At 59.3% G+C, this 17,172-nt stretch carries 15 protein-coding genes and 1 pseudogene; 8 read left to right on the top strand and 8 right to left on the bottom strand.

The features are described 5' to 3' along the window. The first annotated feature begins 155 nt into the window (after window positions 1–155). The 4 genes from IB248_RS17250 (at window position 156) to IB248_RS17265 (ending at window position 9,006) form a co-directional block, all read left to right on the top strand. Window positions 156–1,916, top strand: a complete 1,761-nt coding sequence (locus IB248_RS17250; RefSeq protein WP_192241345.1) for a type I secretion system permease/ATPase — start codon at window positions 156–158, stop codon at window positions 1,914–1,916. Beyond that, window positions 1,913–3,253 (top strand): HlyD family type I secretion periplasmic adaptor subunit, encoded by a 1,341-nt coding sequence (locus IB248_RS17255; RefSeq protein ID WP_192241346.1) that lies wholly within the window; start codon window positions 1,913–1,915, stop codon window positions 3,251–3,253. Before IB248_RS17250 ends, IB248_RS17255 begins: the two co-directional genes overlap by 4 nt. A 184-nt stretch (window positions 3,254–3,437) precedes the next feature. Then, entirely contained in the window at window positions 3,438–6,494 is a 3,057-nt protein-coding gene (locus IB248_RS17260) for a cadherin-like domain-containing protein (protein ID WP_192241347.1), read from the top strand. Window positions 6,495–6,747: 253 nt separating this feature from the next. Then, entirely contained in the window at window positions 6,748–9,006 is a 2,259-nt protein-coding gene (locus tag IB248_RS17265) for a VCBS domain-containing protein (protein ID WP_192241348.1), read from the top strand. Between the two features lie 497 nt (window positions 9,007–9,503). Here IB248_RS17265 and IB248_RS17270 read toward each other — a convergent pair whose 3' ends face one another. Continuing rightward, a complete protein-coding gene (locus IB248_RS17270) occupies window positions 9,504–9,842 on the bottom strand; it encodes a Rap1a/Tai family immunity protein (protein WP_192241349.1) in 339 nt (112 codons plus the stop codon). A 631-nt stretch (window positions 9,843–10,473) separates the two neighbouring features. On the opposite strand from IB248_RS17270, the gene IB248_RS17275 reads away from it, so the two are divergent. Then, on the top strand, window positions 10,474–10,800 hold the full coding sequence (locus IB248_RS17275) for a hypothetical protein (protein ID WP_192241350.1): 327 nt from the start codon (window positions 10,474–10,476) through the stop codon (window positions 10,798–10,800). 673 nt (window positions 10,801–11,473) lie between these two features. On the opposite strand, the gene IB248_RS17280 is transcribed toward IB248_RS17275, so the two are convergent. After that, window positions 11,474–11,764, bottom strand: a complete 291-nt coding sequence (locus tag IB248_RS17280; protein WP_192241351.1) for a hypothetical protein — start codon at window positions 11,762–11,764, stop codon at window positions 11,474–11,476. A 489-nt stretch (window positions 11,765–12,253) separates the two neighbouring features. On the opposite strand from IB248_RS17280, the gene IB248_RS17285 reads away from it, so the two are divergent. Next, window positions 12,254–12,508, top strand: a complete 255-nt coding sequence (locus tag IB248_RS17285; RefSeq protein ID WP_192241352.1) for a hypothetical protein — start codon at window positions 12,254–12,256, stop codon at window positions 12,506–12,508. Between the two features lie 335 nt (window positions 12,509–12,843). On the opposite strand, the gene IB248_RS17290 is transcribed toward IB248_RS17285, so the two are convergent. The 6 genes from IB248_RS17290 to IB248_RS17315 form a co-directional block, all read right to left on the bottom strand. Then, complete coding sequence (locus IB248_RS17290; RefSeq protein ID WP_192241353.1) at window positions 12,844–13,554, bottom strand: glycoside hydrolase family 25 protein; 711 nt, start codon at window positions 13,552–13,554, stop codon at window positions 12,844–12,846. A 158-nt stretch (window positions 13,555–13,712) separates the two neighbouring features. Further along, the gene (locus tag IB248_RS17295) at window positions 13,713–13,928 is read right to left on the bottom strand and encodes an AlpA family transcriptional regulator (RefSeq protein ID WP_192241354.1); all 216 of its coding nucleotides are present in this window, start codon (window positions 13,926–13,928) and stop codon (window positions 13,713–13,715) included. A gap of 10 nt (window positions 13,929–13,938) precedes the next feature. Next, the gene (locus IB248_RS17300; protein ID WP_192241355.1) at window positions 13,939–14,166 is read right to left on the bottom strand and encodes a hypothetical protein; all 228 of its coding nucleotides are present in this window, start codon (window positions 14,164–14,166) and stop codon (window positions 13,939–13,941) included. Beyond that, window positions 14,147–14,584 (bottom strand): hypothetical protein, encoded by a 438-nt coding sequence (locus IB248_RS17305; protein ID WP_192241356.1) that lies wholly within the window; start codon window positions 14,582–14,584, stop codon window positions 14,147–14,149. The genes IB248_RS17300 and IB248_RS17305 overlap by 20 nt, the downstream gene beginning before the upstream one ends. Then, window positions 14,571–14,777, bottom strand: coding sequence for a hypothetical protein (locus IB248_RS17310; protein WP_192241357.1), 207 nt, complete (start codon window positions 14,775–14,777; stop codon window positions 14,571–14,573). The genes IB248_RS17305 and IB248_RS17310 overlap by 14 nt, the downstream gene beginning before the upstream one ends. A 23-nt stretch (window positions 14,778–14,800) precedes the next feature. Continuing rightward, the gene (locus tag IB248_RS17315) at window positions 14,801–15,280 is read right to left on the bottom strand and encodes a hypothetical protein (RefSeq protein ID WP_192241453.1); all 480 of its coding nucleotides are present in this window, start codon (window positions 15,278–15,280) and stop codon (window positions 14,801–14,803) included. Here IB248_RS17315 and IB248_RS17320 point away from each other — a divergent pair. Next, a pseudogene (locus tag IB248_RS17320) lies at window positions 15,178–15,604 on the top strand (transposase); the annotation flags it as partial. The gene IB248_RS17315 and the pseudogene IB248_RS17320 overlap by 103 nt on opposite strands. Before the next feature lie 393 nt (window positions 15,605–15,997). Beyond that, window positions 15,998–17,140, top strand: coding sequence for a TDT family transporter (locus IB248_RS17325; RefSeq protein ID WP_246779264.1), 1,143 nt, complete (start codon window positions 15,998–16,000; stop codon window positions 17,138–17,140). Window positions 17,141–17,172 lie beyond the last annotated feature (32 nt).

The raw sequence follows: 17,172 nt of genomic DNA on the forward strand, positions 1-17,172 counted from the left end.
GCCGAGCACCTCGCCAATTCTGTATATCCGTCTGCGAAAAGTAGGCAGTGCGCCTCAACCGCATTTCAGCGACGAGATTACATACCGACAATGTGAACAAGGTACGAATGGCTACGCATAAACCGACGTAGCTTATGGGGTTTTTGAGGGCAGAGATGAAAACAGCCAAACACCCACCTGCCTTGCAGGTGGTGACGAAAGAAGCCAGACGCGCCGTGCGACCGCTGATCGTGTTCACCGCCGGGATCAACATACTGATGTTGACCGGGACGATCTACATGCTCCAAGTCTACCACCGGGTGCTATCAAGCCACAGCGTGGAAACGTTGTTGATGCTGTCGCTGATGGCCACTTGTGCGCTTGTGACGATGGCAGGTCTGGACGTGGTGCGATCCAGAATGCTGGCCACGATCGGCGCGTGGATGAACGCGCGGTTGGCACCGGTGTTGCTGACGGCATCAGTTGAGCTGTCCGCCGTGTCTCCCGGTCAGGGGAACGGTCGCGCACTGCGGGATCTCGACCAAGTCAAGAATTTCTTCACCAGCCCGAGTATCTACCCGATCCTCGACGCGCCGTGGGCACCACTGTTCTTCGCCGCGATCTTCCTGATGCACCCATGGCTGGGTTGGTTGGCGCTGACCGGCGGTGTCGGGCTGTTCGCACTGGCATTCCTGAACGAGTGGGTAACCCGCAAGCCCCTGACAGACGCCGGTAACGCACAAGCCAGAGCACACCAACAGGCCGAGGCCGCGATCCGGAACGCCGAAGTCGTGCAGGCAATGGGCATGATGAAGCCATTGCTCGAAGTCTGGCGGGCCCAACAGGACAAGGCGAGCAACGAGCAGACAACAGCAGCCAACAGGGGCAGCACGATCTCAGCCCTCGCGAAATGCTACAGGATGGCTCTCCAGATGGGTGTACTCGGTATCGGTGCTTATCTCGTGCTTCGGAACGAGGCCTCGCCCGGTATCATGATCTCGGCCTCAATCTTGATGGGTCGTGCGCTGGCCCCGGTGGAACAAGCGATCGGGACGTGGAAGGCGACGATCGGGGCACGTGCTGCTTACAAGCGTCTCGTGGCAATCGCTGGGGACCGCCAGGAAGACGTCCCAGTTTTCCCGATGCCGCGACCGACCGGCAGATTCACTGCAGAGAACATCACGCTAGCCAGAAAGGACGGTGAGCCGATCCTGAGAGGCATCAGCTTCCAACTCAGACCCGGTGAGGTACTGGCGATGATCGGCCCGAGTGCATCTGGCAAAACGAGTCTGGCGAGAATACTGGCTGGTGCTTGGCGACCGACCGGCGGGCGGGCGTTACTTGACGGCATGAACGTCGCCGAGTGGGCAGCTGAGGACCGGGGTCTCCACGTCGGGTACCTGCCGCAGGACATCGAGTTGTTCGCCGGTACGGTGGCCGAGAACATCGCCCGGTTTACCAAACTGAACCACACGGTCTTTGACAAGGTCGTCAAGGCCGCGCAAACGGCGGGCGTCCACGAACTGATCAAGGGATTGCCGAAGGGTTACGACACCGAGATCGGCGAGGCAGGTGCGTCACTATCCGGTGGGCAACGCCAGCGAATCGGGTTGGCACGGGCATTCTTCGGCAACCCCGCACTGCTGATACTGGACGAACCGAATTCCAATCTGGACAAGGATGGTGAGGACGCTTTGGCGGAGGCCATCAGCGCAGCCAAGCACGCCGGTATGAGCGTCATCCTGATCGCCCACCGACCGAGCATCATGGAGCAGGTGGACAAGGTGCTGGTGCTGAACCGAGGTCAACAGGACCTGTTCGGCCCGCGTGACGCAGTGTTTGCCGAGATAGCGAGCCGCAATCGCAAAGTGGCCCAGATGCCGAAGGTAGCGCAGATGGTGGTCAAGGAAAAAATGACAGAGGTGAAAGAAGCATGAGCCGCCAGAACATCATACCTCTACCCGGTATCCAGATGCCCACGCCGGAACATCGACCACTGCGCATCAAGGGCGTGACCTACGCCGGCGTGGCGATAATGGCCCTGTTCTTCGGCGTGGCCGGTGGTTGGGCGGCGTTGGCCCCACTGGACAGTGCCGCCGTCGCCGGGGGCGTGATCAAGGTCGCCGGTGACCGGAAACAGGTCCAGCATCTCGAGGGCGGCATCATCAAGGAACTGGACGCCACCAACGGCCTCATCGTCAAGGCAGGTGACGTCCTGGTCAGATTGGACAGCACTCAGGCAAAATCACAGTTGGACCTGATCCAGAGCCGTATCGTCACCCGCGAGGCTCTGGCCGCACGGCTGCGAGCCGAGCGGGACGACAAGAGCGAGGTCGAGTTCGGCCCGGTACTGCTGGAAAACCCGTCGGCAGCTGCCAAGGAGGCGATTATCACGCAGCGGGACTTGTTCAACGCGAAGCACCACAACCTGAAGGACGAGCGGGAAATTCTCACCCAGCGCCGCCAGCAGAGCGAGGACGAAATTGCCGGACTGAAGAACCTCATTGCGACCGAGGACAAGCAGATCGCAGACATCGACAAAGAGGCGAACGACCTCGACGTCTTGCTCCAGAAGGGTCTGACAACCCGGGAGCGGGGTTTGTTGCTCAGACGCCAGCAGCACGAATACGAGGGTGAGCGGGCGACGAACGCAGCATCAGTCGCCCGCGCCAAGAGCGCCATGGCCGAGATCCAAATGCAGATCTTGAACCTCGACACCAAGCGGCTGAACGACGCCGTCGATGAGTTGAGCAAGACCGAGGCGGAGTTGTCCGATCTCCGTCAACAGGAGCGTGCTGCCAGGGACGTGCTTGCCCGCACCAACATCACCGCACCGGTGGACGGTATCGTCATGGACCTGAAAGTCCACACGACTGGCGGCGTCGTGAAGCCCGGTGAGACGTTGTTGACGGTCGTGCCTCTTGACGAACAATTGGTGGTCGAGGCCATGGTGAAGCCCGAGGACGTCGAGACGATCGCGCCAGGCCAGACGGCACACGTGAACTTCCCGGCGTTCGCCCGCTACAACCTACCCCCGCTCGACGGTGTCGTGGACACCCTATCAGCCGACAGACTTGTGGAAGAGCGGACAGGCGCGCCCTACTTCGCTGCAACCATCCTGATCAACAGGAGCGAACTCACCAAGCTGGAGGGGCGCAAGTTGCTGCCGGGTATGACGAGCGAGGCGATGATCCGGACGGGGAGCCGGACCGTGCTGGAATACCTCTCGGAGCCGATCACCCAGAACTTCCGCCGGTCCCTGCGGGAAAAATAAACAAAGATACGGGGCAACAAAACGCCAACAATGTGAACACGTTATTCCGTGCCCCGAACAACGCCAACGAGGGTCTTTAGGGGGTTCTCACAAATTCACAGACACCAACCCTGTCGCGAAGGGGGCGGCGGCGGGATTGGTTTGTCCACAAACAGCCTTATCCGGAAACAGAGAGTAGAGTACAATGGCTCAATCGCCATCATCCCCGTCGGCAACGACGAACAACGCCGCGAAGGACGACGTCGTCGGCCTGAACGGCGACCTCACCTTCACCATCGCGGACCTGCTGGCTAACGACCCCGGCGGTGCGGCGAAGAACGACGTCAGCAAGCAGTTTTTCTTCGGGAACATTGCTGACTACGCCGCTAACCAGATCGTTTGCGGCATCCCGACCGTCGCCGCGCAGAGGGCTTATCTGCTGGCGCACCACATCGAGAGCAACGCCGCTTTCACCGAGTTCACCATCAAGACCGACGCTACCGATATCCAGTATATGGTCCAGATGGGCAACAAGGGTACGTGGTCACAGGCCGACGTGGACGTGAGGCACGCACCGACGGCCGAAGCTTTCACGAACACCGTGGAAGAGGACAAGAGCATCTCCGGTAACGTCAAGGGCGCGGACATCGACGGCGACAGCCTGACCTACTCGCTCAAGGGTACGGCCCCGGCTGGCCTTACCTTCAACTCGGACGGTTCTTACACATTCGATGCTTCCGGTGCTGAGTTCCAGAAGCTGGCCGCCGGCGAGCAGAAGGCAATCCAAGTCGAGTACGTCGTGAACGACGGTCACGGTGGTACCGCTACCTCGACGTTGACCATCACGGTCACCGGCATGAACGACGCTGCCAAGATCAGCGGTGAAGTCGGGGGTGATTTCGACGAGACGAACGAAGCACAGGTGTACACCGGAAAACTTGAGGTCACCGACGCGGATCACGATCAGGCGACGTTCCAGCAGCAGACCGACGTGGCCGGCAAATACGGTTCGTTCTCGATCGAGGCGGATGGTTCATGGAACTACACCATGAACGACGCCCACAACGAGTTCAAGCAGGGCACCGACTACACCGACAGCATCACGGTGAATACCGCCGACGGGACCGCGCAGGTTATCTCAGTGACCATCCACGGGGCGAACGACGCGCCAGTGTTGACCGGTACGCCGGCGACGCTCGCGGCCGGCACCGAGGACACGAGCTACACGATCAGCAAGGCCGATCTTCTGGCGGGCTACACCGATGTGGAGAACGACGCGCTCTCGGTCTCGGGGCTGTCCTCGAATGACGGCACCTGGGCCAAAAACGCCGACGACAGCTGGACCTTCAAGCCGGCCGGCAACTTCAACGGTCAGGTCGACCTCAGCTATCATGTCACCGACGGTAACGGCGGCGACGTCACGGCCAGCCAGACGTTATCGCTGGCGGCGGTCAACGACGCGCCGGTGTTGACCGGTACGCCGGCGACGCTCACGGCCGGTACCGAGGACACGAGCTACACGATCAGCAAGGCCGATCTTCTGGCCGGCTACACCGATGTGGAGAACGACGCGCTCTCGGTCTCGGGGCTGTCCTCGAATGACGGCACCTGGGCCAAAAACGCTGACGACAGCTGGACCTTCAAGCCGGCCGCCAACTTCAACGGTCAGGTCAACCTCAGCTACCATGTCACCGACGGGAACGGCGGCGACGTCACAGCCATCCAGACGTTATCGCTGGCGGCGGTCAACGACGCGCCGGTGTTGACCGGTACGCCGGCGACGCTCGCGGCCGGCACCGAGGACACGAGCTACACGATCAGCAAGGCCGATCTTCTGGCCGGCTACACCGATGTGGAGAACGACGCGCTCTCGGTCTCGGGGCTGTCCTCGAATGACGGCACCTGGGCCAAAAACGCCGACGACAGCTGGACCTTCAAGCCGGCCGCCAACTTCAACGGTCAGGTCGACCTCAGCTATCATGTCACCGACGGTAACGGCGGCGACGTCACGGCCAGCCAGACGTTATCGCTGGCGGCGGTCAACGACGCGCCGACCGCGGTAGTACTGTCGAACACGGTGATATCGACCTCCGAGAATGGGGGCTCGATCAAGGTTGCCGATATTGCAGTGACGGACGTCGATTCTGGCACCAATGTGCTGTCGCTGTCGGGGGTGGATGCGGCCTCGTTCTCGATCGTGGACGGAGCGGGTGGCGGCAAGGAGCTGCACTTCAACGGCGGTGCGAACTTCGAAACCAAGGCGGGCTACGACGTCATGGTGAACGTCAATGACGCAAGCGTCGGCGGCAATCCGGACGCCTCGCAGAACTTCCATCTCGCCATCACCGACGTGAACGAGGCACCGAGCGTGGCGCTGGGGAACACGCTGGCGTCGACGGCGGAGAACGGCGGCGAGATCAAGGTTGCCGACATCGTTGTCTCCGACGACGCGCTGGGGACCAACGTAGTGTCACTGTCGGGCACCGACGCTGCGGCGTTTAAGATCGTCGGCACCGAGTTGCACTTCATCGGCGGCGCGGACTTCGAGACGCAGAAAAGCTACGACGTGACGGTGAACGTCAATGACGCAAGCGTCGGCGGCAATCCGGACGCCTCGCAGAACTTCCATCTCGCAATCACCGACGTTGTCGAAGCCGATAGCGACACCACAAATGACTATGACGTCCGCGACGTCAATGGCAACCTACAAGTGACGTCGGGCGGTGCCACCGGCAATGGTCACACCTTCAATGGAAGCCAACAAGCCGATACAATCGTTGCCACTAACGACCCCATAAACGGCGATCAGGTCAACGCTAAAGATGGCGGCGACACCCTGTACGGCCGTGGCGGCAACGACGATCTCCAGGGTCAAAATGGAAACGATACGATCTATGGGGGATCAGGCGACGACAACATCACCGGCGGTAACGGTGCGGATCACCTCTGGGGCGGCTCCGGCAACGACAAGTTCGTGTTTACGACTGCAGACGATAGCTTGTTCAACGCTCCCGACACGATCCACGACTTCCACCATGGGTTCGATAAAATCGACGTGCACTCGATCAACTCGGGTGGCGGAGGTACTGGTGACTTCACATTCGGTGGCACCGTGGCCACCGCGCACGGCGTCTGGTTCACGGAAGGTGGCGGGAACACGACCGTTCACTTCGATACCAACGGCAATACGGGCAACGACGAAATGACGATCACCCTGACAGGTACCGGCCTGGGCTTGACCGCTTCGGATTTCATCCTCTGAGGTGCGATCCTTCTCGCGAGCGAATTGGGAGCGGGCCTTTCGGCCCGCTCTTCGACCGTACGCCAACGGTGCCGGTGTCGCGGTCCAGTTCGCCCAGCTTCATGCCGGGACGGCGCTAACAGCCGCTGATTTCATCATCGCTTGATAACAGCGGACGGGAGGGAAACGTCCCGTCCGTCTACCGACCCGTCGTGAACAGGGCGAGGACGGGACCCGGAACACACATAGCCTCCAGTAACTGGAAACGCAAAAAATGGGTACTTCTACAACATCAAACTCCGCACAGAATTCGGGCGCGGCCAAGGACGACGTCGTCGGCTTGAACGGGGACTATGACTTCACCATCGCCGATCTGCTCAAGAACGACCCCGGCGGGGCCGCCAAGGTTGACGTCACCAAGCAGTTTTTCTTCGGCAACATCACCGACTACGCCGGTGGCAAATATGGTGCCGTTGTCAACGGCATCCCGACCCTCGACGCGCAGAAGGCTTACCTGCTCGATCACGGGATCACCGTAAAGATCGACCCGGTCACTCACAATTGGATGTCGTTTGACATCGGTGAACACGGTCAGGACTTCGACTACATGGTCCAAATCGGTAACAAGGGTACATGGTCCTCGGCTCACGTGGATGTTGTTGGTACGCCGCCCCCGCCAGCCCCGGTCGTGATTAACGACGCACCGGTTGCGGTGGGCGAGAGCGCGGCGGTTGCCGAAGACGCATCCATCACCGTGTCGGCGATCAACGGTGTGTTGGCGAACGATTCAGATTCGGACGTCGGCCAGACGTTGAAAGTGCTGAAAGTCGGGACCGCCGATGTCACCGACGCGGGCACCCTTATCCAGGGTGTCTACGGTGATCTCACGATCAAGTCGGACGGCAGTTACAGTTACGTCGCCAATCACGCGACGGCGCTGGCGGAAGGTGAGCCCGCTACCGATACGTTCAACTACACCGTGACCGACCAGCACGGCGGCACCAGCACGGCCACGCTGACGTTAAACATCACTGGTGTCAACGACGTCGCGAAATTATCGGCCGACGTGGTGCACCTGACCGAGGGTGACACGATAGCCGACATCTCGGCTCACGGTCAGTTGACCGCCACCGACCCGGACGCTGGTCAGGATACGTTCAAGCCACAGACCAACTTTGCCGGTGAATACGGTCACTTCTCGATTGGTACCGACGGTAAGTGGACTTACACCGCCGACAGCGCCCACAACGAGTTCGTGAAGGACCAGCACTACACCGACACGTTCAAAGTGTTCAGCGTCGACGGCACCGAGACTTCGGTCAGTATCGACATCGCCGGCACGGACGAAAAGCCGGTTTGCTCTCCACACGCCGGCAACGTGATCGCCTCGTGGACTTTCGAGGACACCGTCGTAACCGACCCGCGCGGTTATCAGCAAACGTCTGCACCGACCGGTTGGTTCAACGTTGCCGATTACGCTGAAAGCCAAGGCCTCGGCACTTATGCGAAGTCGATGGAAGTTGTGGACGGCACGAACGGTCCTCAGACGGGATTTGGTGCTGGTGAGCATCAATGGCTCGACACTGCGGCATCGCCAGGTAACATCTGGATACAGCTGAGCGAGTCCAACAGGACCACCAATATTGAGCACGACGCTCAGTTGTCGTTCTCGATCGCCAAGCAAGATCTCGGCATCGATGGCCACACGGATCCGAACGCGGTGGTGGAGTTTTGGTGGAACTACGAACTCGTGAAGACGGTTAAAGCCTCGGACCTGGCCACCTCCAATGAGTTCTACAAGTTCGACGTCACTGTGCATGCCAATGACAGCTTGGCCACCGATCAGTTGTTCATCAAGTCGAGCGGCCAAGACGCTGCCTACCAAGGCTTGGCCATTGATCACGTCGTTCTGAACGACTGGGTCTCTGACTGCCGCGAACACCTGAGCGGAAACGAACTGGTCAAGAACTGGAACTTCGAGCAGGATAACGCCAACAACGAACACGGCTTTATCAATCTCAACTCCATCGCAGGGTGGAACAACGAAGCCGGAACTTCGCAGCCAATGCAGGTGCAGCACGAGAAGTTCGGTTTTGTCACCGGCTTCGCCGCCGACGAACACCAGTGGCTCGACACGTCGGCATCGCCGGGTAACATCAAGATCGGTCAGGACCTTGACCTCGGAACGGGTCAGCGGGCACAGTTGACTGTCTCCGTCGCCGCCGAGAACATCGTTTTCACCAACAGCGTGGGTACCAACACGTACCAGCCCGACGCAGATGACCATCTCCTGTTCAGGTTCAACGGCCAGGTGGTCAAAGATATCAGCTTGGCTGACTTCACGGACGCGGGCGGTCAGGTCGATTGGAACAAGTTCCACGATTTTAAGGTTGATGTCACCGGTCAGGACGGCGCAGATCACCTGACGATCGAGTCGACCGGCATGACGGATTGCACGGACGCGAACGGAGTTAGGCACGGCTACGCCGGCTTCGCCGTCGACCACGTGTCGATCCAGGAATGGGTCATCTGATCTGGCAGAATCAGGGCAAGGGGACTACCGCCGCGCCGCTCTTGATGACAGGAGGCTCCGACAATAGTTGGGGCCAGACTCTCTGCCTGTATGTCGGTTCGGCAACCACGGAGCAGTGCATTGCCACGATCCTGTGCGGTTTCGCGATCGTGGCTGCTTTCCGCCGCTTGCTCGAAGGATGCCGGGTTTCCGCCCATTCCATATACGGGATCAATCAGCTGGCTTTCCGGGATGCAAGGTATTGGCGTCCAAGAGCAAGTCCCAGGACTGGTTCCCCAAGGCCAGCACCCCAAATATCGGGCGTACACGTAGCGCAGAGCGGCGGTAGGGAAACCTGCCGCCGATTGTGCGTCAGGGCCACCAAACCATCTTTGGCGGCCGGATTTGGGTAGGCTTTGGCCAGTTTGACGCGGGCCGCCACGCGCTGCTAGCACTCCCAAACCAATCGCGCGTCAATTTGCTTCGGCCTTGGCATGCGCCCATCCGCGGCCATTTCATCAAACTTGTTTGTTCGTGCTCACCCCGACCCAACGCGCGGCAAGCTCACGTGACATCCCGAGGCTCTTGTTCAGTCGTAGCGACTTCACCACCACATCCATGAGTTGGCCGCCGGTGATTTCATAACGCAGGCATTGACCCGCACCGGTAATGTCCCGGGCTACTTCAAGGCCATCAACGACACCCTCAATGTAGCCGATGCAGAAGGCCTTCCGGGTGGACGCCTTTGCGGTGCAGTCTGCCAAGAGAGTGTTGCCGTTCTGATATGAACGGACACCGGCAAAGCAGGTGGACGCGGATAAAAGAGCGGCAGCAACCGCGAATGACAGCCTTATCATCCGTGGTGTTCCATACGAGCAGCCATCATCAAGACACGCAATGCTCAATGCGTATGACCGGCAACCCGGTTTCGGCGTTCACGCTTTTTCGTGTTGGCAGATAAGCGATGTTTCGCTGCGTCGCTTGCGCTATCTAGCCAATTGTTTGTGACAAGCTGCCAAGGCCCCAAGCGGAGAGGCTCGCGATGTCCTCGTGGTGACCGCAAAAACACTCGGATTCAGTCATTTTTTTTTGCAGCTCATCGCGCAGACTCTCTTCCACAAAAGTGCATTGTCGCGACTCGCCCGCGTGGCTATCGTTGCCGAGTGCAAGGGGGTAGCCCGAGCGGGCGCATGGCGACGGCAGCGTCCGGGTAAATGAGCCTGACCTCAAAAAACGCGGTGTCCTACCGAACAGATGTCGGAGCGAACATGCTTGCCGAACGGAATTCCATTGAACCAATTGATCCCGTTGACCTTGCCCTCGCTTGGCATGACGGAGACGTGAGAGCTACGATTTTGACCCTACTGGAGGACTGCAGGTTCCTGCGGGAACAGGTCGCGATCTCCAATCGTTGCATTAGCAAGGGTCTTACTCGCGGCTGGGTCGCCAAACTGGAGCGTGGCGGTACTGAAAACGCAAGATAATTCGATGAGTAACGTGTCTGAGCTAATCGCAGAACTGCTGCGGGCAGCTAACGAAATCCAGAAGCTCACGGACAGTCAGGTTCAATTGCTCCTTTTTCGGTCGATTGTGAAGATCCGGGAGCTTCGGGAAAGCGTTGGCATTCCCGGAAGTGGAACGTCGCGCGATGCTGTCGTCGAGTTGTATGATCTGGCAAACGAAATCGGGAATCTGGGAGAGAAGCAACGTACATCCGCGCTCCTTCATGCGACTGATTTGATCAGGACACTAAGAATTGTTTCCGAGAGCGGCACAAAGCTAGAAATACGGCAGACTGAGTATGCCATCGACTGAGTGTCGAGAATACGTCGCCGTGTGGTGACATCTTTCAATGTTGTGCTGACAGAAGGTCAGAATACGCTGTCCTTGTGGGATTTGGGTCGGCATGCGCGAGGGTGGTGCCGCCCAAAAGGGCGGCTCCGATGATTAGAGCCTTCCTCATGTTATCGTTCCTTTAGGTTTCGCACCTCAAACGTCTGCTAGATGGGATCGCTCAATCGGCGGCGCTTGCGCTTATGTGCCAACTGTTTGTGATGAGAGGCCAATCGAGGAGAATAGCGCCCGACAGGCGGAGGGCGGCGGGTATAGATAGGAAAACGTCGATAGGTCAACGTTGCTGGCTTGATTAGCGCATGCTTTGGGAGCAATGTCTTCGAAGGTCCCTTGAAGCGTTCAGCTCAAGCCAAAGTCAGTGAAAGCGAGACCAAGGCAAAAAGCCGGAACCGCAGGCGATCCAACGTAAGGCTCCGAGAGTGAAATCCCTCTGGAGCCTTTCGTTTGTCCGGTCTTCGCTGAAGGTCAACCTCCTGCCGAACGAAGCTCGACCTCACCCCGGCCGTTGACAACGGCAGAGATCCGCCCTTCAGACGGTGCCGTCAAAGTTCCGCAGACCTACGATGCTGGTTGGTGCTGGGGCATGTTCGAAGCGGCAGGGGAGGTTACGCGACGGAACCGGAGGCTCGAAGCCCTACAATCGGTTGGCCCGAGTGCTTCGCCATTCGGCGACATCCTCCTGTTGAACCCAGATTGTGTCTTCATCCCCAGCGCGACCATGCTCCAGCTTATAGGTGGCAACCTCGCCGAACGTCCCTATGTGTTCCAGAAGCCGCTGGTGCGAGGCATCCGGTGGTGATGCCACCCCCTCCATTGCCTCTTTCGTCACAATTACCAGCCAATTCGCGGTGTCGTCCGCCATGGGAATATGGCCGTTCTCGTCCTGGAGGAATGGTGGGAGGTCTGGGCGGAGACGTAGAGCCATGGGAAAATGCCTTCTTTGCGAGCCCGGTATGCCCTTAGGTAGGTTCGTGAGCTACCGGTTCGAGATGACGTACGGCCGAGCTCAACTTTGCTTCCCGATCTGCAGGGCGGAATCCCGTGGCGGGCATAACGGAACCCAGCAATATTGAGAGTAGTTCCCAATCGTTCCTCGTGGCAACCTGTTGGTATGAGCTGGATGGAAGCGCAAGTCTTTGTGAATGCTATGATTGAGGCCGGGAGCGATATCGCAGCAATCGGACGCCATTCTTATGTCATTGCGGACCCGGTCGACTTGGAGGATGAGGCCACGTACCGACGGATCGAGTTGGTTTGCCTCAGGCTTTCCCAATCGAGATAACATTCTGTCGGATATAGTGGGCTATCTGCACGAGATCGGGCGCGTCGTGGACATTCCGACCGTTGACGACGAAGAATGACGTCGGTGGATGACGAGAGATCACTCGGGGTAAGTGGACGCCGTTCGGCGTAAATGATCGCCGATATTGAGCAAATAGGCACCTCGGACCCCGATCTCGCAAAGAAGGTCGCCGCTCACATGAAAGCTGGAACTGCTCTCTCCTTGGCGGAGGACGAGTGGATTGACTTCCTCGAGAAGGCCATCAAAGCCCCCTCGGTTGATCCGTTCCGGGCAGAAATGGGGCGCAAGAAAGCATGGATGGACGAACGCTTTAAAGTATACAACGATGCCTTGGCCGAAGTTCGAGCCTTGCTAGACGATGAGTAAGGTCGCCCAGCGTGTGCAATGGCTAAGCTGAGGGATCATATTGACGCCCTTGCGGACATGACCCGCATTAGATTTACCTCGCGCTGATGACCCTAATCACCGCCAAGGAAGCCCTTCGACGCTTGGGCTACCTGTCAGGCGAGGACGATGGCGGTCGTAGTTTTCAGAACGTAGGCGCCAAGGCTGCCATGAACACTACCCGCATTGGGACGACATGAAGGCCCGCGATCAGCCAAAGACCACGTCCGCGCAAGGGCGCGTAGACAAGCAAATCCGCCATAACGCGCCAGCGGCCAACTGTGGCGCCGCGTGGGGCCAAGCAAGGTTGGCCTGGATCATCGCGCGGTGCCGTTGACGACGATTTCCAGTTCTACGCCTTCAGGGGCGGTAATCTCTATCTTAACGGTGGCCGAGGCGACGACCGGCGCCGCCGGCGCCCGCTCTACCGGGCCGAACCATAGGGCGCAGTTTTCGCGGGAACCGTTGAACCGGTTTCCGTCGACCGGCCCATCTATGCCGGGAACGGTTTCGCTGTCGGTATATTGCCAAAGCGTCCATTGCGGCCATGTGTTCTTCGGCCATGACGGAGTCCCTTCGGTATAGTGGGCCAGCCACAGCGCCGATTGCGCCAAGTCCCCGTAATAGTCCCCGTTGATTTGCTCCTTCAGAAGCGAGCCGCCGTAAATCGCCACCTGAAGATCGGGCGCGTTGGTGTCTAGCCATTCGAGGGCGTCGTGCAAATCCACCAAAGTGCAGTCGGGGTCCTCGTAGTCGATGGCGACCCGCGAGCCCCACGCCAAGCTGGCGTTAGCGACGAAGAACGCCATTTGCTCGCCGGCACTGCCATGCTTCAAGAAATGGTAGGCGCCCCATTTGAGGCCGACCGCGAGCGCCTTGGCTTGGCGGCTGGCGTACATGTCGTCAACAAAGCCTGTCCCTTCGGTGGCCTTGTGAAAAACCCCGACAATCCCCGAATCCACAACTGCCTGGAAATCGGAAACGGTGTTGTGGTGGCTTAGATCGATTGCTACCAGTTCGTCGCTCATGGCGAAGCCTTTCCCACGGTTTGGGTTGAATGATATAAGCATAGCCGGTTGCCGGTTCGGGGTCGCGCCCGAGTGCCATTGCCGGCGGCTATGGGATTCCCTTCCCATCTGGCGGCTGGCTGGGTCCTGGACTAACCCTCATTCAGACCCGGCCGGCTTTAATCAGGCTTGCCGTCTGGCGGCTTTGCCTTGGCATCCCACAAATCGAGATCGGCAACCCGCCATAGCGGCTTCGGCCGAACGCCGCCGCCGAAGCGGTAGGGTTTCGGAAATCCGACTTCGCTTTTCGTCCACCGATCGATGGTGAACGGATGCACCCCGTAGCGGCGGGCGACTTGGCGTTTCGGGATATAAGTCTGGCCGTTATGTTCCATGGCCGGTCTCCTACTGCTTGCGGTGCGGCGCTTGGTGGTAGTTGGCTTCCTCCCGCGCGATGAATTCCTTCAATGCGGCGATCAGCGACCGCCGCCTGACGTTGCTCAGGTGTTCAACCGGGGCGGCGGTGAACCTGGAACGGTCGAAGAGGAAGAGGGCAAAGCCTTGTTCGCCAACCTCATCGAGAAGCAACCGCGCCAGCTTGGTGAGATGCTCGTCATGGTCCTTTCGCTTCATCGGCCGACGCCTCCTTGGTGAGAGTGAGGACGTCGACTCCTGTTATGCGGGAGAGGACCGACACCATGGCTTCAAACGCCCGTTCCAATTCGGGTTCGTCGAGTTCGGACAGCGATTTCGGGTATTCGACCATTTCCCCGGTCGGGCTCTTCTTAACTTTGACGTAGCCTGTCGCCAGCTTGATTGCTTGGCTTGCCTGCTCGGCCGTCTTCCATGGCGTCTGGCATTGCCGAACCGCCAACCCAAGCACCAGCCACCAGCGGCGCATGGTTCGGCCGCCGCGCTCGCTCGTAATCTTGACGGTAAAGGGCGTTCCGTTCGGATAGCTATCGAGCCGCTCTTGTTCGTAAGCGGAGGAGGACACCAGCCGGCCGTGATCGAGGACCATGTGAAGTGGCGGGTAATCAGTTTTGGTCATGGCTGACCTCGCCGCTTCTGTCCTTCGCAACGTAGCGCTTGCCGGTCTTGTCGTATTCGAGGAGGTCGGGCCAACGCTTTTGCACGTTCTGCAGATCGGCGCTGGCGGTCGGTGAGCTAACGCGGAATTGCGCCATGATATCGAGGCGGTTGATCGTCCCGAGAGCCGCCACCCGTTCCCGAATCCAGTTCATCCGGAATTCTTGAGCCCACCGCATCACTTGCCCTCGCTCTTGAAGCGCGCATGGGCGCGGCGGCTGATTTCAAGGGCGCGCTTTTGGGAGGCGTCGTCGCCATCGAGGACGGCCATGGCATCGAAGCGTTCCCACACCTCGGCCAAGGCTTCCAAGTTCGAGCAGGCGTTCAGAGCCGTTTCCAGGCGCGTCAGAAAATCAGGACGGTCGCCGGGGAAATCGTCGCCGTCGTCGGGCGGCAAAACCTCGCCATCAATGATCGGGCCGGTTTCCGCCGGTTTGGTTTCGGCCGGTTTGGTTTCCGGCTGCTGGTTGTTGCGGGCCGGGGCGCGGGGCGCCGCCTTGGTTTCGGTGATCGCCGCAGCCGGAATTGCATCGTCGTCAAGAACGCGCCCCTCGAATTGGTTCGGAGTTTGCGGCAGTCCTTCACACTGAAGGCCTGTTCCGGCACTTCGACAACCGCCGTCAAGTTGCCGCCTACGCCGGGTTAGCGCCGTCGCCATGGCAGAGCGGCTCGATCAATCGCGAGCAGGGCGTCTCCAAAGCGGGCAATCCACGGCTACGAACGACGATGGTCGAGCTTGCGTGGCTGTGGCTGCGCTACCAGCCGAGCTCCAGGCTGTCCTGCTGGTTTAAGGAGCGCGTCGCTCGCAATGGCGGACGCTTCAAAAAAGACGATGATCGTGGCGCTCGCCCGCAAGCTGTTGGTCGCCTTATGGAAATATGTGAACGCCGGCATCGTTATCGAGGGGGGGCCTGAAATCCGCCTGACCGCCGACAGCTCAACTGCAAAGCTCTTTCAATCCCCAGGGCCCGATCAGCCCTGACGGATCCAGGCGAACGGACCGTGGGTCCTCATGGCTTCAACAGCCGGGAACAAGGTTGGTCCCGTTCTCCTGAGCCCTTGCCCGCCGCAAGCGGGATCGTGGTGCAGCCGCCCAGAGCGGCGACCGTATGTGAGGTTGTACAGGCTCGCAGGCCGGGCCGGTAAAGTATCGGGCTCAGACTTGGATTCGAGACGAGGAGATCAAGATGCCGCCTTGATAGCCGTTGACGCCACACTCCTCATGTGAAGAGGATCCAACCGCTGGCCGCGACGATATCGTCGACATCGCGCGGTCGCTGGCAAGGGCAGGGGGACGCTCGTGACCTGCGACTGCAAGACACCGTTCGACTTTGGCGAAGAGGTGATCAGCCATAGCAAAATCGTGACATGACGGTTGGCTATTTCCGCTAACGTCATTTCAGTTGCAATGTACGCTCTTGGCCGCATAGCGGACGTCATCGCCATTGCAGAGTATAGGCTCGACCGTTACGATTGGTGCGCTCAGGCTAAGCCAACCAAGCGTGGCGGCAAAACAATGCCCGCAAATGGATTCAAAAACCTGTCAGAACGAATAAGAAGCTTTCCAACGCCGGTAGCAGGACTGGCGCTTGGCATCGCGAGCCTTGGCTTGTCGTGGGAAAATCTGCTTCCTGGCGTTGGGCTTGCCGAAACCGGTGCCATGATTGCTGCGTTTCTGCTCATCCTGCTGAGCGTGCGGTTCGTCCTTCACCCGAAAACGCTTTCCCGCGACCTCGCCAATCCCGTGGTGGGCGGTGTGGTTGCTACGTATGCAATGGCTTGGATGCTTGTCTCGATAAGTCTCTGGCAGTCCAGCCATCTGGCCGGGGCGTTGCTATGGTTGTTCGGGCTGTGCATGCATGTTGTCTTCTTGGCATTGTTTGCCAGAAACAGAATGGCGGTTCGGTTCGAACTGCCGCATATGGTGCCCAGCTGGTTTATTCCCCCGGTCGGCGTCATTGTTGCCGCCGTGTCCTATCGAGGTCCCCACGAAGGACCTTTGTTCTTGTTGGCGGTTACTGCGTTGTATTTCGGGATGGTTATCTACGCGCTGATGCTGCCGGTAATGTTTTACCGGTTCATCTTTGCGGAGAACGTTGCGGTTACAGCAATGCCGACGCTGGCGGTCCTCGCGGCCCCGGCCAGCCTGTCGCTGACAGGATATTTGTCGTTGGTCGACGACCCACAACCATTGCCAGTTATTCTGCTGATGGGAATCTCGGTGCTGATGACTGCCATTGTGTATGTCGCGTTCGTACGATTGCTTGCGCTTCCGTTCTCGCCCGGGTTTTCGGCTTACACTTTCCCCTTGGTCATCGGGGCGACGGCGCTTTTCAAAACGGCCGATCAGCTAGAGGTCTGGCAAATCCGACAGAAACTAATCGACCAAACCCACGGGCTGGCGGTCTTCGAATTGCTGATTGCGACCGCAGTTGTCGTCTACGTGATTGCACGGTTCGGTCAGTTCGCGTGGACACACTGGTGGCAAGTGCCTCGACCCGACTTGCTGGAGGCATAGTCACGGAAAGATTGCCGGTCGCTTACAGCGGA

The organism is Rhizobium sp. RHZ01 (assembly GCF_014851595.1).
Taxonomy (GTDB): Bacteria; Pseudomonadota; Alphaproteobacteria; order Rhizobiales; family Rhizobiaceae; genus Rhizobium; species Rhizobium altiplani.

Coding starts and splice junctions, on each gene's coding strand:
- IB248_RS17305 (WP_192241356.1), bottom strand. CDS start 14,584: ATGACCAAAACTGATTACCCGCCACTTCACATGGTCCTCGATCACGGC.
- IB248_RS17295 (WP_192241354.1), bottom strand. CDS start 13,928: ATGGAACATAACGGCCAGACTTATATCCCGAAACGCCAAGTCGCCCGC.
- IB248_RS17265 (WP_192241348.1), top strand. CDS start 6,748: ATGGGTACTTCTACAACATCAAACTCCGCACAGAATTCGGGCGCGGCC.
- IB248_RS17275 (WP_192241350.1), top strand. CDS start 10,474: ATGAGTAACGTGTCTGAGCTAATCGCAGAACTGCTGCGGGCAGCTAAC.
- IB248_RS17285 (WP_192241352.1), top strand. CDS start 12,254: ATGATCGCCGATATTGAGCAAATAGGCACCTCGGACCCCGATCTCGCA.
- IB248_RS17310 (WP_192241357.1), bottom strand. CDS start 14,777: ATGAACTGGATTCGGGAACGGGTGGCGGCTCTCGGGACGATCAACCGC.
- IB248_RS17255 (WP_192241346.1), top strand. CDS start 1,913: ATGAGCCGCCAGAACATCATACCTCTACCCGGTATCCAGATGCCCACG.
- IB248_RS17300 (WP_192241355.1), bottom strand. CDS start 14,166: ATGAAGCGAAAGGACCATGACGAGCATCTCACCAAGCTGGCGCGGTTG.
- IB248_RS17280 (WP_192241351.1), bottom strand. CDS start 11,764: ATGGCTCTACGTCTCCGCCCAGACCTCCCACCATTCCTCCAGGACGAG.
- IB248_RS17250 (WP_192241345.1), top strand. CDS start 156: ATGAAAACAGCCAAACACCCACCTGCCTTGCAGGTGGTGACGAAAGAA.
- IB248_RS17260 (WP_192241347.1), top strand. CDS start 3,438: ATGGCTCAATCGCCATCATCCCCGTCGGCAACGACGAACAACGCCGCG.
- IB248_RS17270 (WP_192241349.1), bottom strand. CDS start 9,842: ATGATAAGGCTGTCATTCGCGGTTGCTGCCGCTCTTTTATCCGCGTCC.
- IB248_RS17290 (WP_192241353.1), bottom strand. CDS start 13,554: ATGAGCGACGAACTGGTAGCAATCGATCTAAGCCACCACAACACCGTT.
- IB248_RS17315 (WP_192241453.1), bottom strand. CDS start 15,280: ATGGCGACGGCGCTAACCCGGCGTAGGCGGCAACTTGACGGCGGTTGT.